The organism is Marinomonas epiphytica (genome assembly GCF_054780655.1).
Map to the genome: position 1 here is coordinate 189,314 of NZ_BAAGVX010000033.1, position 23,147 is coordinate 212,460.

The following is a 23,147-nucleotide window of genomic DNA, read 5'->3' on the forward strand; positions in this document are numbered from 1 at the left end:
TATTAACAGCTATTCTTATAAGTCTGCTGGGAAAGCAGCTTTCAGCCAAGTTTGTGATAAGCCTTCCAGAACACCTGTTGACTTAGCCTTAGCAACTAGGCTGTTTACTTTTGCTAATAGCTCAGTGTCACCCTTCATGACACCTATGTAACAAGGTGAATTTTTCAATAAGAACTTGGTCTCTGGGGCTTTATTAGGAAAACGTGTAGCTATTTCAGTCACTACAAGGTTACCTGTTGCGATCAAGCTAACTTGTGAAGACAAATAAGCAGACAAAGTAGCATTATTGTCTTCATAACGTTGAATCGTCGCTGACTCAGGGGCTAATTTACTTAGCTCAAGATCTTCTACTGAACCACGGGTTACGGCCACTGTTTTGCCCGCTAAATCGTCAACAGCCGTAACTTTTTCATCTGCATTACCAAACACCCCAAGGAAGAAAGGCGCATAGGCGTCACTGAAATCTATGGCTTTTTCACGAGTTGGGTTTTTACCCAAGCTTGAAATAACAAGGTCAACTTTACGCGTTTGTAGGTAAGGGATACGGTTTGCGCTGGTAACAGGTACAAGCTCTAACTTCACATCGAGTTCTTTCGCCAAGTATTTGGCCATATCAATGTCATAGCCTTGAGGATGAAAATCGGAACCAACGGAGCCAAATGGCGGAAAATCTTGTGGTACCGCAACCTTCAAGACACCCGCATCTTGAATGGCTTCCAGTTGATTAGCTTGTGAGTTTAGAGAAACAAAAGAGAGGCATGCCACCATGGCACACGTTAATAGTTTTTTAATGCTCATTTTTCCTGCCTTTGAACTAATTTGAAACAATTGAACCAATATAAAACATTTAGCAACAATCGAACCAATTTGACCAATTTGACCAAATATTTTTTTAATTCAATACAATCAATAAGTTATATAATAATTAAGCAGTCTAATAAAACATCAACAGCGTGGTCCGTATGAACCAGCTCGGGGCAGGAGAAAAAAAACGCCCCAAATCGGTCAGTAAGACAGTCCGATATGAAGGGGCATTGTCATATGAAGTGCTTTTTAAGCGACGGATAACACTATTTAAAAAGTCGGTCTGCCCAAACGGTCAATCCCGATGCCACACTACCAAAGTGGTCTCCATCTAACACGGGAATATTGCCTATCGCTTGTTGCACAGCTGCGCGAATAATGGGGGATTTGGCTGACCCTCCTGTTATATAAATACAGTCTGGGCCGCAACCAGCTTGCTTAATTGCCTCTTGCATCAACACTAACATCCTGCTTAGCTGTGGCTGTATGGATTGACTCACCTCCTCTCGAATCAAGGTTTGGCTTAGAGCCGACTCAATATAATCCAGTGTAAGCTGATGCGTTTGACTATCAGACAAGGCAATTTTCCCTTGTTCAGCGTCTCGTACTATTCGGTAATTTAGCTTTTCCTTTCTTACTCGGCTAAAGCGCTCTACTAGCTTTGGCTCTTTCGCATCCAATCTAAGCTGCTCTAACTGGTCAGCTGTTGCCAAGCTGTTAAAATCGGCCAGCGCTGTAACATCATTGGTGGTAATCGCATTCCAATAGATTTGCGTGGGCATAGGTAAGCCAGTCTTGAGCTCAGACTCCATTCCTAATAACGGCATCAAATGCTTTCCTGCTATGCGAATATCTAGGTCATTTCCCCCAATACGTTCACCTGTATGACCTAGAAAATCTTCTGTGCGATCAAGCTTGTTAACAAAGCTTGGGCCCATTTGAACCATGGCGCAATCGGTGGTCCCACCACCTATATCGACCACTAATACAATCTGGTCTTGTTGTAGCTCTTGCTCAAAATGCAACCCTGCTGCAATAGGTTCATAGAGAAACTCAACCTCTTTAAAACCCACCCGATGGGCGGCGCAGGTCAGAATTTGCAAGGCTTGCTGATTGCTCGTTTGAGCATTGACACCTTGGAAATTAACCGGCCTGCCGATTACAGCATGCGTCAAAGGAGTGGCTAAATGCTGTTGAGCTCGCTGTTTAACATTCAGCATCATAGCGGCCACTACATCTTCAAAAAAAGCTATGTGCTCAGTACGCAAACCACTTCCGCCAAGAAACGACTTAGGGGATTTTACAAAATAGCCCTCATCAGGCCACTGATAGTATTCAGAAAATGCTTGGCGACCGTAAAAAAGAGTCTTATCCTGCGCCTGAATATCTTCTTCACGACGAAAGCGCTGAGCCCTTGACAGCACGGCCCTGCGACTAGCAACATATTCTTGGCGAGTGGCGTCACCTTGAATGGATTGAGCCACCGCTTCTGTAATAAAGTCTCTATCTAAGGCATAAAGTGCAGATGGCAAAAAACACTTGTTTTCTTCCAGTGTTAATAAATTAACCTGCCCTGCTGACATTACGCCTAAGGCGCAATTTGAAGTGCCGTAATCAAAGCCACAATTCATGTTTTTACTCTGCCGCTAAAAGTGTCATGTAAATAGATAACGAGGAAATAGAACGCTTATAGAATAATCGGGGAAACGCCTATCACGCGTTCATGTAATACGAAAGCAATTCCACCCCAAGCCACGATGGCAAAAGAGAGAGCCAGTAAATTCGCCTGCCATGAAATAACAGAATTCGTTGTTTTAGAGTGCAAACGGTCACGGCGACGATACACCACAAAACACAGTGTTGACCAAGCTAAGAAACTCGCAAATAAGATCACATCGCCCAATGTGCCATTAGTAATCAGGTGCGCAAAAGCCCACACCTTAGTAGCAAGCAACATAGGGTAACCCAACTTAGCTTTGATGAAAGAGTTAGGGCTCATGGCACTGCCGACACAGAACAAAGCGACTAACATAAGCAACCAAGCAAGATGATAGGTCCAAATAGGTGGATACCAAAGCCAGATCGGATCCAATCTCATTTGGACAAAACCATTCACAATTAAGCCTAATGCTAAGACTGAGATCATGCCAAAACGAAACTTCCAACTAATCAAGCCCCTCTTGGTCTGAGCCATTGTTTGCCAATTGGGCAACACTAAACGTATTGAGTGAGAAACGAAAAAAATACCTAGCCCGAGCAGCAACATCCACATACTATTTTCCTATGACCTTATGACTGATTTTGTCTGAGCGGTGCATTTTAGTGCCCCTTTGTAATATCTCAAGGAATATTATTTTCACTCTTACGAAATGTCATCATAAAGGGTCATATTGAGCTAGATTTAGACTAGAAATAGCCTACTGCTTTGCCTAGAATACACGCCTTTCAAACTCGGACTCGTTGCCATGATTCAAACGCCTTATTACCTTATAGATAAAGCCAGTTTGCTTAACAATCTGGAAAAAATTGCTACTGTTAGACGCGAGTCTGGAGCTAAGTCGTTACTTGCCCTGAAGTGCTTTGCGACTTGGTCCGTGTTTGATCTCATGCAAGACTATATGGATGGCACCACGTCATCTTCTTTATATGAGGTAAAACTCGGCAAGCAAACGTTTCAAGGGGAAACCCATGCTTACAGCGTTGCCTATGCTGATAATGAAATCGAAGAAGTGTTGGCTCATTCTGATAAAATCATTTTCAACTCTATTGGCCAGCTCGAGCGTTTTGCCCAGCAGAGTGAAGGTAAAACACGTGGTTTACGGGTCAACCCGCAAGTCAGCACGTCTGAGTTTATTATTGCTGACCCTGCGCGACCTTTTAGTCGCTTAGGTGAATGGGACCCTGAAAAAATTGCTGGCGTAATGGAGCAGATTTCAGGCTTCATGTTCCACAACAACTGTGAAAACGATAACTTTGACCGCTTCGACGAAATGCTCACTCACATAGAGTCTCGATTTGGCCACCTTATAAAGCAGGTTAGCTGGGTCAGTTTAGGTGGTGGCATTCACTTTACCGGCGAAAACTACCCACTAGAACGCTTTTGCCAACGCCTCAAACAATTTGCAGACACATACCAGGTGCAGGTGTATTTAGAGCCTGGCGAAGCCGCTATTACGAATAGTACTAGCTTGGAGGTGACTGTTTTAGACACACTTTACAATGGTAAAGAATTGGCCATAGTAGACAGTTCTATTGAAGCCCATATGCTCGATCTACTGATTTATCGGGAACAGGCAAAAATGTCTCCATCCAATGGCCAATACCCTTATATGATTTGCGGAAAATCATGTTTAGCAGGTGATATTTTTGGTGAATTTCATTTTGACAAACCATTGCAAGTTGGGGATCGCCTGTCTTTCCAAGATGCGGCTGGCTACACTATGGTGAAGAAAAACTGGTTCAATGGTGTCAAGATGCCATCCATTGCGATCAAACAGCTAGATGGAACAATAGAACTCGTCCGTGAGTTTGATTACAGCGACTTTAAGTCCAACTTATCTTAGATACTCATATCAACTGGAGATTTAAATCTTATGAAAAAAAATGTACTCATCATTGGAGGCGGGGGTGTGGCTCGCGTAGTAGCTCACAAATGCGCCCAACACAATGACACACTGGGCAATATTGCCATTGCTTCGCGTAGTGTTTCGAAATGCGACGATATTGTAGCCAGTGTCTTAGAAAAAGGCAGTTTAAAAGTTGAGGGTCGCATTCAAGCATACGCCCTAGATGCATTAGATGTTGCTGCCACAGTTCAACTTATTAATGAAACAGACTCCCAAATCGTTATTAATGTTGGCTCGGCCTTTATTAACATGTCGGTCCTTGAAGCCTGTATTGAAACTGGCGCGGCTTACCTAGACACAGCCATTCATGAAGACCCAACCAAAATTTGTGAAACACCACCTTGGTACGCCAACTACGAATGGAAACGCCGTGATCGTTGTAAAGAAAAAGGCATCACCGCCATTCTTGGAGTGGGCTTTGATCCAGGTGTGGTAAATGCCTATGCGGCCCTTGCGTACAACGACTACTTTGACTCTGTAAGTGATATCGACATCATTGATATTAACGCGGGCAGTCACGGTAAATATTTTGCCACTAACTTTGACCCTGAGATCAACTTCCGCGAATTTACTGGCCGCGTCTACTCTTGGCAAAACCGTGCTTGGCAAGAGAACAAGATGTTTGAAATTAGCCGTACTGACGACCTACCTGTTGTGGGTAAACAAACGGCTTACATGACAGGCCATGACGAAATTCACTCCATCTCACAGAACCTTGATGTTCCGAATGTTCGTTTCTGGATGGGGTTTGGTGAGCACTACATTAATGTTTTCACTGTTCTTAAAAACCTTGGCCTACTCTCTGAACAGCCAGTGAAGACCGCTGAAGGCCTAGAAGTTGTGCCTCTTAAAGTAGTGAAAGCGGTTCTACCTGATCCATCTTCATTAGCCCCTGAATACACAGGTAAAACCTGTATTGGTGATGTTGTTAAAGGCATAAAAGACGGTGAGGAAAAAGAAGTCTTCATCTACAATGTCGCGGACCACAAAGACGCTTATAACGAAGTAGGTAGTCAAGGTATCTCCTATACCGCTGGGGTTCCTCCAGTGGCGGCGGCCTTGTTAGTTGCCAACGGCACTTGGGATAGCCAAGAAATGCGCAATGTTGAACAGCTTGATCCTAAGCCGTTCCTAGCTTTGCTAAACGACATGGGGCTACCGACCCGTATTAAAGACGAAACGGGCGACCGTCCTTTCACGCTTTAATCAGCACGTTATCTATTAAAAATCTGCAGTTTGGTCACAGGCTGCAGATTTTTTCATTTTTAGAATCCCTCCTTATTCTTTTTACTTTGCTGAACCTGTACTGACTCAATCTTTGCTTGGATTTCTTTATCATAGCTGAACCGATTATAAACAGCAGAGAGATTCCATTAATGGACTTATTAAGACACTCTAATTCCACAAAATCTTGGTTACACAAACATGCCAGTACCTTGTGTGCCTCTTTTTTAGTGAGCGCAGGCTCTTACACGAGTGCCCTATATGCCGCAGAGGACAGCGCAACCACTTTGCTAGATAAGCCAGTCGAACTAGAGCAAGCTCGCTATGCTTTTAATCATCAGTATGTTGTTGAGCTTGCCGAGCAACTGGCGCAAAAACCCATGCAAGCCGCGGATAAAGCCCCACAAGCCCTAATAGATATGGACTACAGCACTTACCGCAAAATTAACTTTGAACAAAACCAGGCAGTTTGGGGCAATACACCTACCAAATTCTCCGTACAGCTGTTTGCACCTGGGTTTCTTTTCAAGGACCTAGTTTCCATCAATGTGGTTGAAAATGGTCAAGCGTTTCCTCTCACCATGTCAGCCGATTCATTTTCTACTCCCGACGAAAGCATTGCCCAATTGATCTCGAAGGTGGGTAAATATGCTGGCTTGCGTTTGCATTACCCAATTAACCGAGAAGATTACAATGATGAATTTATTGTTTTCCAAGGTGCTAGCTACTTTAGAGCCGTTTCAAAAGGTCAAAACTATGGCCTCTCTGCTCGCGGTTTGGCAGTCAATGTTGCCCAGCCAAAAGGAGAAGAGTTTCCTATGTTTAAACAGTTTTGGATTGAACGCCCTTCTTCTTCACAAGAAGCGATTGTTGTCCACGCATTGTTAGACAGCAACAGTGTCACGGGGGCTTACCGATTCGGTATTTACCCTGGCAAACCAACCCGAGTGGAAGTGAAGTCCACCCTTTTTCCTAGAGTCGATCTAGACCATGTAGGAGTCGCTCCACTCACATCTATGTTCATGCACAATAACGCACTTGATCTCTCAGACATTCCAGACTATCGTCCTGCGGTACACGACTCAGAAGGGTTGCAGATTCTAACCGGACAAGGAGAAATGCTCTGGCGCCCTCTTAACAACCCTCAAAACCTTCAAGTGAGTGCATTTTCAGACCAATCGCCAAAAGGCTTTGGCCTCATTCAGCGACAAAGATCTTTTTACGATTATCAAGACCTAGAAGCCCGTTATGAATCTAGACCTTCCGCTTGGATCAAACCATTAAATGATTGGGGCAATGGTCACGTCGAATTAGTTGAGATCCCATCAGACGCCGAATCAAACGATAATATTGTAGCCTTTTGGCAACCTAAAGATGGCTTCAAGCAAGGCCAGTCTTATCATTATGATTACCTGATGACTTGGTCAAACGACACTCCCGTAGAATTAAACAAACCTAAAATTGTCCGCTCTGCAAAGGGGACAAAGCTATTTGGTCAGCATCCTGAGGTCGTTATCGATATCAATAAGCTTGCAAACATTAACCCCCAAGAGGTTGCAGTAGAAGCAAACATCAACCAAGGCAAAATTTTAGAAACACTGGTCGTTAAGCACCCTTTTAACCAAGGTCTACGGGTGTATCTCACCTTTGACCCTGAAGGTGCGGATGTTTCTGAACTTAGGATGCAGTTAAAACATAAGGGCAAGAAGATTGCGCCTACATGGCTGTACCGCTGGTTGAAGGAGGAATAATGACATTGCCTCACCTAAACAAGGCTTATGCTCTTCCTAAAACAGCCCCCTTAGCCATGCCCAGACATGAAGTAAATGAACCTCGTCAGGCTTCGAACGCTTCTAGCATTAAGGTGTCTACTTTACTTGCGCGTATCTGGATTGTCATGATGTCTGTTGGTCTGACTTACTATGGCGCAAGAGAAATGTACTTGGTGCTCAGCACAAACAGTATTTCATCATTACAATGGCTCTTTTGGTTGCTGTTCTGTTTGAATTTTAGCTGGATAGCCTTTGCTTTTTCACAAGCCACGCTTGGTATGCTGTATCAACTTTGGCCATTTAAAGCCAAGTATAAAGAACAAGAAGCCGACGGCGTAACCGCTATTTTACTGCCCGTGTACAATGAAGACCCTACTCGGATCCGGGCCAGTATAGAAGCCATGCATTCAGACCTAGTCGCTAAGGCAGCAGGAAAGTTTGCCTTTTTCATTCTAAGCGATACTAACCAAGCCGATGCTTGGTTAGCAGAGGAAGAAACGTTTTACCCTTTAGTCAATCACGATAAGCAAGCTTGCCCTATTTATTATCGACGTAGGCACAACAACCAAGAAAGAAAAGCGGGCAACATTGCTGATTGGGTAACCCGCTTTGGTGGCGATTACGACTGCATGATTGTACTTGATGCTGACAGTTTGATGAGCGCAGAAAGCCTATTAACGTTAAGCCGCAGAATGGCTGCTACCCCCTCACTGGGCTTGATTCAAACCTTACCCACCTTAATCCGAGCCAACACCTTATATGGGCGCATTCAGCAATTTGCTAATCATTGTTTTGGACCGATTTATGCAGCGGGCTTAGCCGCTTGGCATGGGGAAGCCTCAAACTTTTGGGGGCACAACGCCATCATTCGTACTCAGGCTTTCGCTCAGGCCTGTGGCCTACCTATTTTAAAAGGCAAGGCTCCCTTTGGTGGGCACGTGATGAGTCATGACTTTATGGAAGCCGCCTTATTGCGTAGAGCTGGTTGGGGGGTGCGTTTTGACCTTGATATTCAGACCTCGTATGAAGAAGCGCCACCGTCGTTGATTGATGTCATTGTGCGAGATCGCCGCTGGTGCCAGGGAAACTTACAGCATAAGGCGTTTGTCACTGCCCAAGGTTTTCACTTTGCGAGCCGTATTCACTTGCTTTCGGGCATTATGTCGTACTTAAGTGCGGTTTTCTGGTTTATGCTCATTCTCGTTGGCTTTACCCTCGCCATCCAAGCTTATTTTGTGCGTCCAGAATATTTTGCCAATCCATCTTTATTCCCTACTTGGCCGGTGTTTGATTTTGAAAGAGCACGAGCCCTTTTTGCATTATCAATGTTTTTGGTACTCGCGCCTAAGCTTTATGGTTGGCTCAATGCGTTATTAAAAATCAGACTTTGTAAGGCATTTGGGGGCCCCATTCTATTAACTCTTAGCACTTTAGCCGAAGTAGTACTCTCTGCTTTGTACGCTCCAATCATGATGCTTTCACAATTTCAAGTTGTGTGTGACATTTTACGGGGACAAGACAGCGGCTGGCGGCCACAGTCTCGGGATGACGGTGCAAATTCATGGTTGACCGTGTGGCAAGCACACCGTAATCATACTTTGCTCGGTATCGCCCTGGCTTTAGGCACGTTAACGCTAAGTACCGAGCTTTTTTATTGGTCTTTACCCATTACCTTTGGCTTAATGCTATCCATGCCGTTGTCTTGGTTAAGTGGTGGGAGTAAACGAGGTAACCTGATTGCTAAGCTTGGCCTTTTAAGAGCCCCTGAAGAAAAGCATTCATCGACTATTGTTAGCCTATTAAATAGGTTCAGTGACTCTGCGCCACCGCCAAAAACGCTACCAGCAATAGAAAGGCTTACTCAAAATAAGACCTTATACGGATGGCATTTAGCACAGCTGAACCCTGCGTCTTCTCTCGCAAGAAACAACCAACCGAATAGGTCATGGGTCTACTCAGATTGGCAAATTCGTCATAATGACAAAGTGATTGAATTACAAACTCAGTTATTGGAACAGGATGCACTGACCATTTTAGAACATCACACTTTGGTCAGTGCGCTGGGTAAGTACCTTGAAAAAGACACCTCAGCCCAAACTGCTTAAGGTTATTAAAAACATTTAACACTATGGGGAATAAGCCCGCTTAATTGGCTTACGCCCCATTTTATTAGCCAACCAACAAGTGTCCTAATAGAGCAAGTACCGGCAAGCATACCAATGTTCTTAATATAAAGACTATGAAAAGCTGTTTTAGATTGAGAGAGATATTCGATTTTAAAATCAATACACCCACCTCAGACATGTAAATCAGTTGAGTCACTGAGATACCAGCTATGACAAATCGAGTCAATTCAGACTCTATGCCTTTACCTATAACAGCCGGTAAAAACATATCTGCAAAGCCTACGATCATTGCAGGTGCAGCGGCTGTTGCTTCAGGCAATTGCAACACTTCTAGAATGAAAATGAACGGATAAGACAACCACTGAAAAATGGCTGTGAACTCATTAACCATCAGCGCCACTGTGCCGATGGCCATTACTGCAGGAAATAACCCCATCCAGATATCCACGACATTCAGGCAAGCAGTTTTAAATTGCGCAGCCAAACTCGGTGCCTGCGCAGCTCGTTTACAGGCTTTATTTAAAGCAATCTCAAAACGTTTCCCCTTCTCAGGCTCAATCGTTTCTGCAAAATTTTGATTGTTATAGTACGCCATTGGAATTTTTGACAAAGGCGGCAAACGGGGCACGATAATAGCCGCAATGATTCCCGCCACGCACACACTGATGTAATACGGAATAAATAAGTGCTCAATATTCACAAATTTTGCAATGACCAAGCAAAAGGCGACAGAAACAATAGAAAAGTTAGTTGCCACTACCGCGGCTTCTCTCTGACTGTAGTAGCCTTTATCATATTGAGAAGACGTAATGAGTACGCCCACTGTACCTGCTCCCATCCACGATGCGAGTACATCAACAGCCGAACGCCCTGGTAATCGAAACACTTTTTGAAAGATCTTTTGCAGAAAAGTACCCACGAACTCCATGAGACCATAATCTGTTAGCACAGGTAGAAAAAATACCGAGACTGCCAAATAAATAAAAATAGTTGGCGCTAACTCAGTCAGTATCACGCCTCCCGTATAGGCATTAAATACCCAATCGATACCGACTTTGTGAAAAGTCATTACTGCGAAAATACCACCGATAAAGCGTATTAATGTCCAAGTCCAATTGACCTGAAAAATGGCCAGAAGTTTATTTTGAGCCCCATTATCTTGATGCCCGATAAACAACTTAACCAGTAAGGTAACCACACCAGCAAGTAAAGTTAAGTAGGTAATGAATGGAACCAAAACACTGGAGAGTAAGACTTTAATCGTATCTGCAAGCCAACCAATTCCGATAGTGATATTTCCTTCCACTGTGATAGGGATCAGAAACATCAATACCCCAACCAAAGATGGAATAATAAATCGCCAAGCAGACCTTTCCTCTTCTTGCTTCCCATGACTATTAGACGAATGTTCTTGTGCCATTGTACCCCCCTATTATGATATTGTTTTTGATTTAGAGCTGAGACAAGGCTTTAGCGCCTTGAATTAACGTAGTTTCATCACGAGCAAAGGATAAACGAATGCATCTATGATCCGTGCCGTCGCGATAGAAAGAAGAAAGCGGTATTGCAGCGACTTTGTGATCGGTGATCAGACGCTGAACAAAATCACTGTCTTTTTCATCAGAGATGTTTGAATAGTTTGCCAATACAAAAAATGAGCCTTGCGACGGGTAAAGTGTCAAATTAGAACCAGACAAATGGGTTAACAAGGTGTCTCTTTTATTTTGGTAGAATTTGGCTAGATGCAAATAAGTATCTGCATCCTTCATGTAATCGGCCAACGCGTATTGCATTGGCGTATCAGCAGAGAACATTAAAAACTGATGTACTTTTCGAAGTTCGCTCATGATTTCCTGTGGGGCAATACAATGACCAATTCGCCAACCCGTTACATGAAAAGTCTTCCCAAATGAGCCTACTACTACGCTACGCTCTGCCAACTCTGGGAAGCGTGACATACTTAAATGCTCACGCTGATCGAACACCACATGCTCATAAACTTCGTCGGAGAGTATAATAATATCGGTGTCCTTGACTAAGGCAGTAAGCTCTTCAATGTCTTTATGATCTAATACTTGCCCTGTTGGGTTATGAGGCGTATTAATAATAATCATACGAGTCTTACTGTTCAGAGCGGCCCCTACTCTTTGCCAGTCGATACGAAAATCAACGGGGTTTAGAGGGATTCCTATGGCTTTCGCTCCTTGCAACTCAACTACTGGCGCATAGCTATCAAATGCAGGCTCAATATAAATAACTTCATCGCCTGGATGAACCAAAGCAGAAATACTGGCGTAAAGAGCTTCACTGGCACTAGCGGTAATAGTGACTTCTTTTTCAATGTCGTATTCACGCCCGTATAAAGCAAACACTTTGTGAGCGACTTGTTCCCGTAAAGCTTTCAAGCCTATCATGGGCGCATACTGATTATGTCCTGCTTGCATAGCTAAATGAGTTTTATCTACAAGCTCTTTTGAACAAGCAAAGTTAGGCGCCCCATTTGCTAAATTAATAGGGTTGTGCTGATCGATTTTATCGGCAATCACTGAGAAAATTGTTGTGCCTACCGTGGGCAATTTACTTTTTATAACGACCGGCATAGTCTCATCCTAATGCAAAATAATGTTTCATTTCACACCAGACACTAAAATTAAAGTAGAGAAATATTTTCATAGGACCTATGATAAAAACGCATAGCTAATTTTAAATAAAAGCAATCATCGAATGAAACGACTACCGCCTCTTAACACTTTAAAATCGTTTGTTGTCACAGCACGCCAGCCTAGTTTTACGCATGCTGCGAAAGAATTGCACCTTTCACAAGGTGCAATCAGTCGACAAATATCTGCTCTTGAAGACTATTTAGGTTTTGCTTTATTCCAACGCCATGCCAGAGGGTTACGTTTGACCAAGAAAGGGGGTACTCTTTTACCCCTTATCGAAAAGAACTTACAAGATTTAGAAGCCACCTTGAGTACGTCTATTGAGTTATCAGGCCCTCTTAGACTCAAAATTCCTACTTGCACTATGAGCTGGTTTTTCCATTCTTTTAGTCAATTCAAACAACAATTTCCTCAACACAAGATAGAAATAACAACGACTTTCAGCAATAAAGTGGATTTTAGCCGCGACCCATTTGATGCCGCCATTGTTTATGATGAACAGGTTAATTTTAAAAACCAAAGTTGTTTAATTATTGAGAAGTTAGTACCGGTTTGCTCTCCTAACTTAAATAACCTTACAGAACTTACACTAACGAATTTAGCCAATTATCGCTGGCTACACCCAACGTTTGATCAAAGAGATTGGGATTGTTGGTTAGGCCATAAAGACAATGAAGCAGCACCAAGCAGCGATCAACCAACCAAAAATCAACACTTTGAGTCCATGGATCTCGCCATTCAAGCCGCTATTAATAGCCAAGGAATTGCCATGGCCGATGTCACCTTAATTCAGCAAGAACTAAAGGAGGGAAAGCTCACCATACCATTCGATACTCAGGTTGCAACAGGCCTAAGTTTTTTCTTGGTCGCCCCCGATAATCAACAACCCCACCCAGCCCTTAGAGACCTTACAGACTGGTTAAAGCAACTAGCAACCTGTTAAAAGCAAGGCAATTCTTGCTGCCCACACCCTTATTAAACACTGAAATAGAACACGTTAAAGGTGACGAATGAGTCACTTTATTTTCAATTATATTTAATTAAAACCATCCAATAATACATAATTATATAAAAAATAATTAAAGGTTTTTTGCCTGTCCGCTTATTTATCCTCCCTTTCAAATCGCCTAAATTAACAATCATACATTCACAGATCTAAGGGAGTTACATTATGACTTATCAAGCACTCGTAAGAGCACAAAGCTTAGCGCTTCCTTCCCGCGAAGCCATGCTTTACCGTGAGCCATCAGTTCAACATTTTTGGGTTTCGAATCAAGAGTTACTCACGCAAGCATGGCAAGAGTGGGAAACCCAGCAAGAAAACAATTTCAGCAACATCAACACATCACTGCTCGATCCCAAATTGCGTAAAGCAGTTGAGATGGCTTGGCAAGATCCCAGTAAAGAAAGCCACGTTCGGGATTTATGGGAAGAAGTCGTTCCAGATGTGTATCAAGCTCAGTTTTTTGATGTGGAACGACTCTCAGAGCTAAGGGATTATTTAGAGAGCGTTTGGAATGCAAACATTCCATTGCGACCTCCTTACGGCATTGCCTTAAACCGCCGTGGTGCGATGCTAGACAAACGCTCAGAAGGTTATCTGGCTGCCCCTAGCTTTCAAGCACTTTATCAAAGCCTTTTAAACGACTATATGCGCCCGATTGCTCGTCTATTATTTCCAGAAATAATGGGCTATGACACTCAGACATTTGGTTTTTCTATTAACTATAAGCCGACAACGGATACTTCACTTCGCCCTCATACGGATGCCTCGTCGGTCACCTTAAATATTAATATCAATCTCCCAGATGAGCTGTTTACTGGATCGGCTGTAGACTTTTACGAGAGCCGCACAGGTCATATGAAAAGCATCGACTTTACACCGGGTAGCGCCATGATACACAGAGGTAATGTTGCCCATGCGGCTCGTCCAATTACCAGTGGAGAAAGAACCAACTTGGTACTTTGGCTGTATGGTGATCGAGGTGTCATTCCAATGCCAGGAACTCCCAGAGAGCCTCTTGACGCGAAAATACGTTGGCAAACGCCTGCTGTTATCAGTGATCATACCGCGCCTTTTTAAGGTGCCTAAAAAGTATGAGGTTTTTACCAACCTCATACTTTTCTACTATCCAAAATTATCCGCCCCCCTATAAAGCCTTATTATTTTTCCCCGTAAACACTTGATTTAAAACAACTTATTTCAAGTTACAAAAAATTACACATAATTAAGTAGTATTGTATGATATATTAATTTTGTTCTTAGTTTTTACACAATTAAGACGTTTATCTAACAATAAATATAAAAATGAGGAAATCTCAATGAAAGCTACCAAGCTTGTTACTGCATTTGGACTAACAGCAATTGCTGCAGCCGTATCCACCTCTTCTTATGCTCTTGATCTTGTTAAAACAGACGATCTTACCCTCAACATGAACGGTGATATCGACTTAAAAATCCTTCACAATTCAGGAAATGATCAGCGGACAGAAGTTGAAGCAAATTTTGACGACCTTGACTTTGATTTTAAATGGAAAATCGACGATACAGTCACTTTCATTGCAGCCACCGACTGGACTGTAGAGAGCGATAAAGGGAATGATGTCAAAAATGATCAAACTTGGGTGGGAGTTAAAATTGGCGATTTCATGGCTCGCGCAGGCTACCAAGAAGACGCTATTGATCCATTGGGTATTGATACCTTCGAGATTGCGGCTCTAGGGCGAGCCTCTGGCGAACAAGACGGCAGTGGTACAAAGTTTGCTGAATCCTTGGTTTTAGGCTATGACCATGACGACTTTGATCTTCTTGCTTCTTATGCAATTGCATCTGAAAGTGAAGGCACTTCGGATGAGGACGACTATGAAGGTGAGGTTCCTAAACGCCTTGCCTTATATGGTAAAACCAAGATTGGAGACTTTCAGTTCGAAGCAGGAATAGGGCAAGAAGAAAACTTCGAACAAGAAACTAAAGTTAACTTTTGGCAAGCTCAAGTCGAATATTTTGCAGGCCCAGCCACTTTAGGAGCTTTATACAGCTCAATGAGTGTTGATCAAGTTGACCCTAGTGATACAGATTTTGACTCCACAGGCTTAGAGTTTAACGTATCTTATAAAGTTAACGATAAATTAAACGTTTATGCCGGTTATGAAACTATCGACAATGGCGTTGCAGGTGAAGAAAAATATGTTGGTAAAGGCGTTGGCGCTTCTTATGCCTTTAGTAAGCTAGTGAAACTCTATGTTGAGGCAGGTACAGAGAAAGGAACCTATATTTCTGGTAAGAGTACTGGTCCTAAAACCTCAACAAAGGAAGAGCAAAGTGTTGCAGGTATGCTACTTAGCGTAGATTTCTAGGTATTTACCAGCAATAAATAACGGCGGAACATCATTTAATTTATCCCCTTTTCTTAAATGATGTTCCGACCTTTATTCTCTTTCATCTTAGGCTCTGCACTCCCTCATTTTTTATTACTCTATCCCTCCTTGTGAACCCGTTACCAGAGCGGTATGGTTAAGCAAAATAACTGTGCTCAGGAAGTCTCAAACATGGACATTGGCGAAGTAGCAAAATCGGCAAACATACCGGTATCTACCATCCGTTATTATGAGGAAAAGCAACTCAATACGCCCTTAGGACGCAAAGGGTTGCGACGGTATTTTTCTCCTAAGGTTGTTGATAGGCTTGCATTGATTGCTTTAGGTCGCAGCGCCGGCCTATCCCTTGATGAAATACGTGGCATGCTACTGACCAATAACGTCGATATTGACCGCAAGTTATTGTTAGAGAAAGCAGATGAGTTAGATAAACAAATTACTCAGATGTTGGCCGTCAGAGATGGTTTAAGGAACGTTGCAGCTTGCGAGGCGCCAAGTCATTTAGAATGTTCAAAATTTCAACGCTTAATGAAACTAGCAAGTAAAAGGTGGCCTCGTAAAAAACACCAAGTTTAGCTGAAGGTACAAAAAACCCTCAACCAAAAATGGTTGAGGGTTTGCTTTGTCGTTAGGGTCAATCAGACTATTGTTGAACACCCTGCTGATTAATGAAAACTTGAGTCGAATACTCTTCCATTGGCAACTTGTCGATCGTTCCCACATGCTGAATGTAATCAACAAAGCTTTGCGCGTAATCTAAGTAAGTGTCTACATAGCGGCCTTCGTTAAAGACAACACCAAAGGTGGCATAACCGTCTTTACCGCGAGCAATGTAGTCATTGGTAGCCACTTTATAAGAAGTGGTTGGTTCAATTGCAGTCCAAGCCTCACCTTTTTTCATTACCTCAAGATCATAGAAGCGACTACCTTTAGGCTGTGAAGCATCTACTTTCCAGCGTAACCCGGAAGCATATGGATATGCTCCTGTCGATCCGCCTTCACCAATAGCGTAGTCAAGCGCTTCTTCAAGCACTGCTTGAATTTCAGCTCCTGTCATGTCTAATTCAACGATGGTGTTTGAGAAAGGTAATAAAGTATAAGCATCACCAATGGTCAACTCACCTTCAGCGATATCCACACGAACGCCACCGCCATTTTGAATGGCAATATCAGAGGTTTTACTCATATCACGAAAAGCTTTGGCAACGATATTAGAGATATCCGCACCGTGGCTAGCTGTCATAGAACGATCACACAGTTTAGAGCGACCTTGACCAGGAATACGCTCTAAACATAGGTTGGCAGCAGAACGACCAATCACCTGGCCTTTCATTTCATCCACCTTCTCAGCGAATTTAGCCAATGTTGCCTCAGCCGCTGGATCTGCTTCTACAATACTTAGCTTAGGCATGTGCTGTTTCACATCTGCGTATACGGCATCACGAGCTGCACCCGTTAACTCAACACGCTTACCGTCAGCATTTTTACGCTTGAAGCTATCTGCTAGCATTAGGTGCGGCGTACCGACACAGCTGGTGACAACACCGTCTTTATCCCAAGACACATCCAGCTCACCAACTACCGCAGAATATTGCCATGCTTGTGCAACACACACCTGATTACCAGCAGCGTCAGTCACCTTAGTAGGGTATGGTCCGGCAGCATCTAACCCAACCGCCGAGAAATCACCCAATAAGGTGTGTGAATCGCCACCAATAATCACATCTGCACCGGTTAACTTAGCAGCCAAAGCCACATCATTTTGATATTGGTAATGGGTGACTAGAACGATTTTATTCACGCCCATCGCTTCTAGCTGATCAATATACTGTTGTGCTGTTTCGGCTTCATCTAAGAAAACAGTTGTTTCATCTGGACTAGAAGAGTTTTTGGTTTTATTCGCAATATCAATACCAATAAAGCCTACTTTTACACCATTGTATTCTTTGATTGTGTAAGGGGTGAAATAGTCATCAGCACTGTTAAGAGCCAAGGGTGACACCCCCACTTCAGGCTTCACATTGGCAGAGATCACATCGGTAGAACAATTCGGATCAGACTTTAACCAGTCAAGGAATTGGGCAAGTCCAGCATCGCCTGCGTCAAACTCATGGTTACCTAAAGTAAAGACATCAAAACAGGCTTGGTTCATAAGAGCCGCATCTGCTTCCCCTTTAAATAAAGTATAAAATAGATCTCCTGTAATAGCATCACCAGCATGTACTTTTACAACAGGTTCAGATGTATTAGTGAGCTGTTTAATTTTTGCCACGGTTGCAGGAAAGCCTCCAACTGCCACACGAGTTCTTTCGCCTGCTAATTGCAGATCTATGCCTGTATCTGCAGATAAGTGCGAGTGGTGGTCATTAACATGGACAATTTTAAGGTCCAGTGGCTGTGATGAATCAGAGGCCGTTGTTAGTGATTGGCACCCTGTCAAAAACAACGCAGCTGATGCGGCGGTGGCAAAAGATCTTTTGAGCATGAACAACTCCTTGCAAAGTGTTTAATGAATTTTTGGCATCTGTGCAAATAAATAGCAAAGCCAATCTACTATCATTATCATTTATTGACTAAACATCAAATAAATAAATTACTTTTTGTCATATTTATATAATTTTTTCCCCAAGAAGTATGATTCCTCTAGGAGCCTCTTTGACAAACAAGGGGTTATCCGAAGACATAAGGTTAGAATTTAAGATGTGAAGTTCCACCGGGAAGTGTCAGGCTAAACTTATGAGGTTAACCTGACTCAACTCTTAAGAAGAATTTTTTAGGCTAACTTAAGCCCCACAATACCACTTAAAAGTAACAATAAACTGATGGATTTTATTAAATTAATCGGCTCATTGAACACTATGATGCCGACAATGGCTGTGCCGATCATCCCTATTCCCACCCACACCGCATACGCAGTGCCAATGGGTAAAGTGCGAAGTGCCACACTCAATAAGAATAGACTGATGGCCATTGCAATAACGGTCACCGTACTTGGCCAAAACCGACTAAAGCCATCTGTGTATTTTAGCCCTATCGCCCAAACAACCTCTAATAACCCTGCTATCACAAGGATTCCCCAACTCATAATATACCTCGGTTTGGGGCCGTCCCCTGCTGAAAAACTGAGCGGTGAGGTCGTCCTCACGTCATTACATGAAACGGTGCAATATTAGCAGAATTGGCGCCCCTCGGCGACTCCAAGCCTTACAGGACACATTAACCGTCTTGCCAATATTCGTCGATAATGAGCGCCTCACTGGCGCTATGAAATGTCACAGTAAACCAATCTTCTTGAACGCCTGCCAATGGGTAATGCCAAGTGTTTTCCGGCACGATATCCCAATGGGGCTTATCTTTCGACTGACTATCTGGGCTGGCAATAGAAAACCCTTGAAAGTTTCTATCAATCCCACCTGGTTTGGCTGAAAAGATGCTACCTTCCCCTGAATACGATACTAGGCGCTGGATACTATTACGATGAATCTCAGGACGAGGCATTTTACAACCTGCTCGTAGAATAAATACGCGGCACAGGCCGATTTTTCCACTTTGATCTGCCGTTAACTTTTGCAAAAAGGATTCGATAGGTAAATTAAACGAAGCGTAAGGTAGTTCATAGTCTGGCTGCTCAAATATCGCTAACGCAGACTGAAAACCCTCTTCAATAAGAGCTTTAGTAGCTTGATCCTCAAATACCAAGTGATGTAATTGCTTAATTAACAAAGCGTCTGACGTACTGACTTGTGGCACAACCTTCTCCAAAAATACAATTTTTCGTAACAACTATGACTTATCGTTTTACTTTACCATTTATTTCTTAGCACAATAAAGACACCTGAAATCACCAAAGCAATCGCAACACTTTCATACAGACTAGGGAATCGCCAATCCGCCAAGTAGCCATAGAACAAGCTCGATAAGGTTTCAAATACCAATAACTGACCGCATAGAGCTATGGGAAGATTACGAGAGGCACGATTCCATAATAGTGCCGCCCACCAGGAAACTACCACTCCAAGAAACACACTGAGTAACAAAAAAACTCCAACACTTTTTACCGATAAAGCGTTGAAGTCATGATGCCAATCGGTGAGCGTAAACACAAAAGGCAGTACCATAATACTCTGTACTAAACAGCCGACCCCAATGGCTAACGCCCAAGTATTTGAGTTAATGCCATCGTTTTGCTTTAAAAAGCGAGCATTCGCAACACCAAAATACGTCCACATTGCCAAAGCCATAAACGCTAAAATCGCGCCAAGGGCCAGTTGCCCTTGTAGACCATCTCCTTTCCCATGACCATTTGCCAACACCAACATGCCAAGAAGAATTAGAACAATGGGAAACACTAAACGCCGAAACTCGATACTAGGCTCAATCATGTTTCCAACCACCAATAAAGCAACTGGCAAAATACCTATGATCAAGCTGGTCGTCACTATGCTCCCTATTTGCACACTACTGGCCATTAGCAGGTAGTATCCAAAATTTCCCGTGAAGGAGAATACAAAAGCATACCACCACTGTTTCTTGGTCAGCCCTTGCCAGTGTTTACGGCCAAAAACGATGATACCTAAAGACAATAATCCATAAGAAAAATATCGACCTAACGCGATAAATACAGAAGACACTTCTGGCAACACATAGGGGATTAGAAACGCAGTTCCCCAAATGCAATTCACAAGGACACCCAACGAGATGTAAAATTTAAGACCCACTTTTTATCCCTTTAACAACTTTCCTGTGGTCAATACTGCCTGTAAGGCATATCGTCTTTTACCCCTTCCATCAAATGGATCATGACTCATCATTATTGATTTTCCCAGTTACTAACTAAGCCGCTCTTTCCATCGACCATTATTTTCAAGCAAGCAGCTCTCTTCACTATCAAATTGAATGTGTTTATTGACATGCTTAAAGGTAATCTGGATTTTCTTTAGCGCCTGTTCAATGAGTTGGATCAAATGCTCTTGGCGAGCTTTAGTCATATCTTGGTTCGTATCAAAAATACAAATAATGTTTAAAGAGTTAGGGAAGTCTTGATAATCCACTCTGTGAGTTAACCAACAGAACCCAGGTACTTGATCCAAGGCTTGATTACACACCTGATTGAGCACTTCAATAATAGCCTTGTCTAACTTTTTATCGGTTTTTCGCATTCCAACTTCTCTAACTGAATTTACTGCTTACCAAAGGCTAAAGTTACCACATATCCTTTGTTATGAATCATCCTTCATTTAAAGGCTATTTATACTTGGTAAACGCACTAATAAATCTGTGACACCTATATCTATCTGTATTTGGCTCAGCAGCGTTGAGACCTGCCCTCTATGATGAGTTTGATGATTAAAAAAGTGTAATAACAGATGCCCCATTTTTTTACTGTATAAAGCACCTTGCGTATTATGATACTCAAGTGACGATTCAAGTTGCTGCTCCGTGACTTCCTCAATAAAGCTTACTATTGCCTTATCGAGAGTTTGCCGGAGTGCTTGCAGTGGCACTATATCATCGGCTATCCAAGCATCTAGTTGAGTAGGAGCTGGGTAGTTTTTCATTACTTCTAGGGAAGAAAATGGTTCGGGACATTGCGCAAATCGGTGTAACCAAATAAGGTCGCCCACAGTGATATGATTTAACACCCCAAGTATCGACCCAAAAAAAGCACCTCGATCTTTTTTAAGATCATCCTGACTGAGTGTCGAAGCGGCCTGATAAATATTGTTGTTCATCCACTGGTTGTATTCAGCCATTAGTTGAAATTGAGACTTCATTGTCATATTTTCCCCTTACTGTTCCGTCTTTACTATCTGCTGTTGAAGTTTCTTCATGTCGTTTAATGATTGAATCACATACAATTCTTTCCCTTGAGCTTGCTCGGTGATTGCTTCCATAAACTTTTGATTCCAAAACTTAGGGCATAACCGCAATGTTTTATAGCTGGCTAAGGTGCCTTTTAATAAAGATGCGTGTGCAGGCCAACCTTCCGGCTTTTTAAATATCCCTTTAATAAATCGTTTTGTCACAAGCCAATAGGTTAAAGAGTAGGGAAAGTCGATATAAATGAGCGTATCAGCCTTGCTAAGTCTCTCGTAAAACGAAGGAATCGCCGAAAAAGGAGCAAATCCTTCTATGATCCAAGTTGGCTGGTTTAGTATGTCATTATGGATGGACTGATATTCGTTTAAGGGGATTTCATTCCCATTCGGCTGGTACAAAATTGTATCAAGAGCATACAAAGGAAGGTTCAACTCTGTTGCCAACTGCTGACTCAAGGTCGATTTTCCACTACCAGGTTTGCCAAAGACTGCTATTTTCTTCATTTAAATTACTCCTTTAAAAGCCCTGGCAGGAATAATAAAAAACCCGCCACAAGGGCGGGTTGATGTATTTACGTATAACGTACCCCACCACTCTAGAGAGTGATGATAATTCGTGTAGTTAATAGCGTAAAAGTTAAATAAGTCATACTGGTATAGTGCTCACTACTTAATATTTAGTCAAGCTCATTTAGCTTGCTCTACTTCCTTTAATAACCAGGCTCTAAACAAATCTGAATGTGGATGCCTACGATTAATCGTAATGTGCCATTGGATGCGCAGCGCCCATATTCCTCTCCATTGGGACTTTTCGCCGCCAAATCGTAGGGCGCCGTTAGGCCGGAGGCCGTAATGCGCCGTTGGGTGCGCAGCGCCCATGACTCCATTAAAATCCACCCTGCATACACGAGGGCTGCGCCCTCGGCGTCAGATTCGCTGCGTGAATCCTGACCTACGCATTAACAATAAATTTATTTAAAATCTTGAGCGATCACATCAAATCGTGATGCCTGCCGGCACAAAATCTATGTCAAAACGCCTTCCGCACGTTTTTTATTCGTCTTTTTTACTTTTTATTCCCACTTAAAAAGTGCAAATAAAAAGACTCTAAACTCTTTTTGAATGCATATTTTCATTATTTCACCCTTAATTAAAATAATAATGGTGGGGTAAGCATTCTTCTTACCTGCTATTTGAATCTTTCTTCCTTATTTGTTTAATCCTTAAACTTTCCTTATGAAATAGAACGATTTTACGCATTTTATCGATTATACGAATCAAAAAGGGAAGCGCCTCTCAAGCTCTTTTTATTTAAATTTAAAAAGCTATTATACATTCCATCGAAAGCAAACATGCTTAATAAACTAAATCTAATCGGAAATTATATTCCGAAATATGAGGGGAAATATTATGAACACATTTAAAAAATCTGCCATCGCTCTTTTTGCTACAGCTGTTATGACTTCTGGTGCATTTGCAAACACAGACGACAGCCCGATCGAACAAGTACGTACTGCTAAAGCAGGTGTTGATGCGCTAGCCAAAACTCTTGAACTTCAAGGCGTAGCGGTAGATGCCAGCGTTAACCTAAACGGTGCACACACTTTCGCAGAAAAAGAAGCGGCTTACCAAGCTAAATATGCTGAGCTTCAAGCACAGTTTAACAACCTAGCGTCATAAGCTAGTTTGGCACCAAAATAAAGGCCGAATGTGATTCACATTCGGCCTTTTTTGT

At 42.6% G+C, this 23,147-nt stretch carries 21 protein-coding genes; 9 read left to right on the plus strand and 12 right to left on the minus strand.

Features of this window, described 5'->3' with window-relative positions; genetic code table 11:
• Window positions 1–15 precede the first annotated feature (15 nt).
• The 3 genes from ACYVGZ_RS11185 to ACYVGZ_RS11195 all read right to left on the minus strand — a co-directional run bounded on the left by ACYVGZ_RS11185 (window position 16) and on the right by ACYVGZ_RS11195 (window position 3,076).
• Window positions 16–798, minus strand: coding sequence for a transporter substrate-binding domain-containing protein (locus ACYVGZ_RS11185; protein WP_460755392.1), 783 nt, complete (start codon window positions 796–798; stop codon window positions 16–18).
• Window positions 799–1,070: 272 nt separating this feature from the next.
• On the minus strand, window positions 1,071–2,435 hold the full coding sequence (gene yegD, locus ACYVGZ_RS11190; RefSeq protein WP_460755395.1) for a molecular chaperone: 1,365 nt from the start codon (window positions 2,433–2,435) through the stop codon (window positions 1,071–1,073).
• Between the two features lie 56 nt (window positions 2,436–2,491).
• Entirely contained in the window at window positions 2,492–3,076 is a 585-nt protein-coding gene (locus tag ACYVGZ_RS11195; RefSeq protein ID WP_460755398.1) for an NnrU family protein, read from the minus strand.
• A gap of 193 nt (window positions 3,077–3,269) precedes the next feature.
• On the opposite strand from ACYVGZ_RS11195, the gene nspC reads away from it, so the two are divergent.
• From nspC to mdoH, 4 genes are all read left to right on the plus strand, one after another.
• Window positions 3,270–4,367 (plus strand): carboxynorspermidine decarboxylase, encoded by a 1,098-nt coding sequence (gene nspC, locus ACYVGZ_RS11200; RefSeq protein ID WP_460755401.1) that lies wholly within the window; start codon window positions 3,270–3,272, stop codon window positions 4,365–4,367.
• Between the two features lie 30 nt (window positions 4,368–4,397).
• Entirely contained in the window at window positions 4,398–5,636 is a 1,239-nt protein-coding gene (locus ACYVGZ_RS11205; protein WP_460755404.1) for a saccharopine dehydrogenase family protein, read from the plus strand.
• A gap of 170 nt (window positions 5,637–5,806) precedes the next feature.
• Window positions 5,807–7,405, plus strand: a complete 1,599-nt coding sequence (locus tag ACYVGZ_RS11210) for a glucan biosynthesis protein G (RefSeq protein ID WP_460755406.1) — start codon at window positions 5,807–5,809, stop codon at window positions 7,403–7,405.
• The gene (gene mdoH / locus ACYVGZ_RS11215; protein ID WP_460755409.1) at window positions 7,405–9,531 is read left to right on the plus strand and encodes a glucans biosynthesis glucosyltransferase MdoH; all 2,127 of its coding nucleotides are present in this window, start codon (window positions 7,405–7,407) and stop codon (window positions 9,529–9,531) included. The genes ACYVGZ_RS11210 and mdoH overlap by 1 nt, the downstream gene beginning before the upstream one ends.
• Before the next feature lie 64 nt (window positions 9,532–9,595).
• Here the strand turns inward: mdoH and ACYVGZ_RS11220 are convergent, their stop codons facing one another.
• Window positions 9,596–10,972, minus strand: a complete 1,377-nt coding sequence (locus tag ACYVGZ_RS11220; RefSeq protein WP_460755412.1) for a YjiH family protein — start codon at window positions 10,970–10,972, stop codon at window positions 9,596–9,598.
• Between the two features lie 31 nt (window positions 10,973–11,003).
• Window positions 11,004–12,152 (minus strand): methionine aminotransferase, encoded by a 1,149-nt coding sequence (locus tag ACYVGZ_RS11225; RefSeq protein WP_460755414.1) that lies wholly within the window; start codon window positions 12,150–12,152, stop codon window positions 11,004–11,006.
• A 124-nt stretch (window positions 12,153–12,276) separates the two neighbouring features.
• Here ACYVGZ_RS11225 and ACYVGZ_RS11230 point away from each other — a divergent pair, with 124 nt between their 5' ends.
• The 4 genes from ACYVGZ_RS11230 (at window position 12,277) to ACYVGZ_RS11245 (ending at window position 16,169) form a co-directional block, all read left to right on the plus strand.
• Window positions 12,277–13,158, plus strand: coding sequence for a LysR substrate-binding domain-containing protein (locus tag ACYVGZ_RS11230; RefSeq protein WP_460755417.1), 882 nt, complete (start codon window positions 12,277–12,279; stop codon window positions 13,156–13,158).
• A gap of 228 nt (window positions 13,159–13,386) precedes the next feature.
• The gene (locus tag ACYVGZ_RS11235; protein ID WP_460755419.1) at window positions 13,387–14,298 is read left to right on the plus strand and encodes a 2OG-Fe(II) oxygenase; all 912 of its coding nucleotides are present in this window, start codon (window positions 13,387–13,389) and stop codon (window positions 14,296–14,298) included.
• A gap of 239 nt (window positions 14,299–14,537) precedes the next feature.
• Window positions 14,538–15,572 (plus strand): porin, encoded by a 1,035-nt coding sequence (locus tag ACYVGZ_RS11240; RefSeq protein ID WP_460755422.1) that lies wholly within the window; start codon window positions 14,538–14,540, stop codon window positions 15,570–15,572.
• 153 nt (window positions 15,573–15,725) lie between these two features.
• A complete protein-coding gene (locus tag ACYVGZ_RS11245) occupies window positions 15,726–16,169 on the plus strand; it encodes a helix-turn-helix domain-containing protein (protein WP_460755424.1) in 444 nt (147 codons plus the stop codon).
• A gap of 67 nt (window positions 16,170–16,236) precedes the next feature.
• On the opposite strand, the gene nadN is transcribed toward ACYVGZ_RS11245, so the two are convergent.
• The 7 genes from nadN to ACYVGZ_RS11280 form a co-directional block, all read right to left on the minus strand.
• Window positions 16,237–18,078, minus strand: a complete 1,842-nt coding sequence (nadN, locus tag ACYVGZ_RS11250) for an NAD nucleotidase (RefSeq protein ID WP_460755427.1) — start codon at window positions 18,076–18,078, stop codon at window positions 16,237–16,239.
• A 288-nt stretch (window positions 18,079–18,366) separates the two neighbouring features.
• On the minus strand, window positions 18,367–18,678 hold the full coding sequence (gene sugE / locus ACYVGZ_RS11255; RefSeq protein WP_460755430.1) for a quaternary ammonium compound efflux SMR transporter SugE: 312 nt from the start codon (window positions 18,676–18,678) through the stop codon (window positions 18,367–18,369).
• A 131-nt stretch (window positions 18,679–18,809) separates the two neighbouring features.
• Window positions 18,810–19,343 (minus strand): hypothetical protein, encoded by a 534-nt coding sequence (locus tag ACYVGZ_RS11260; RefSeq protein ID WP_460755433.1) that lies wholly within the window; start codon window positions 19,341–19,343, stop codon window positions 18,810–18,812.
• A gap of 53 nt (window positions 19,344–19,396) precedes the next feature.
• Entirely contained in the window at window positions 19,397–20,311 is a 915-nt protein-coding gene (locus ACYVGZ_RS11265) for a DMT family transporter (protein WP_460755435.1), read from the minus strand.
• A 111-nt stretch (window positions 20,312–20,422) separates the two neighbouring features.
• Window positions 20,423–20,752 carry a Fis family transcriptional regulator gene (locus ACYVGZ_RS11270; RefSeq protein WP_460755438.1) on the minus strand — a complete coding sequence of 110 codons (330 nt, stop codon included), beginning with the start codon at window positions 20,750–20,752 and terminating at the stop codon, window positions 20,423–20,425.
• A gap of 78 nt (window positions 20,753–20,830) precedes the next feature.
• Entirely contained in the window at window positions 20,831–21,373 is a 543-nt protein-coding gene (locus ACYVGZ_RS11275; RefSeq protein ID WP_460755441.1) for a DinB family protein, read from the minus strand.
• Window positions 21,374–21,382: 9 nt separating this feature from the next.
• Window positions 21,383–21,916 (minus strand): P-loop NTPase family protein, encoded by a 534-nt coding sequence (locus ACYVGZ_RS11280; protein ID WP_460755444.1) that lies wholly within the window; start codon window positions 21,914–21,916, stop codon window positions 21,383–21,385.
• 906 nt (window positions 21,917–22,822) lie between these two features.
• Here ACYVGZ_RS11280 and ACYVGZ_RS11285 point away from each other — a divergent pair.
• Entirely contained in the window at window positions 22,823–23,092 is a 270-nt protein-coding gene (locus ACYVGZ_RS11285; RefSeq protein WP_460755447.1) for a hypothetical protein, read from the plus strand.
• Window positions 23,093–23,147 lie beyond the last annotated feature (55 nt).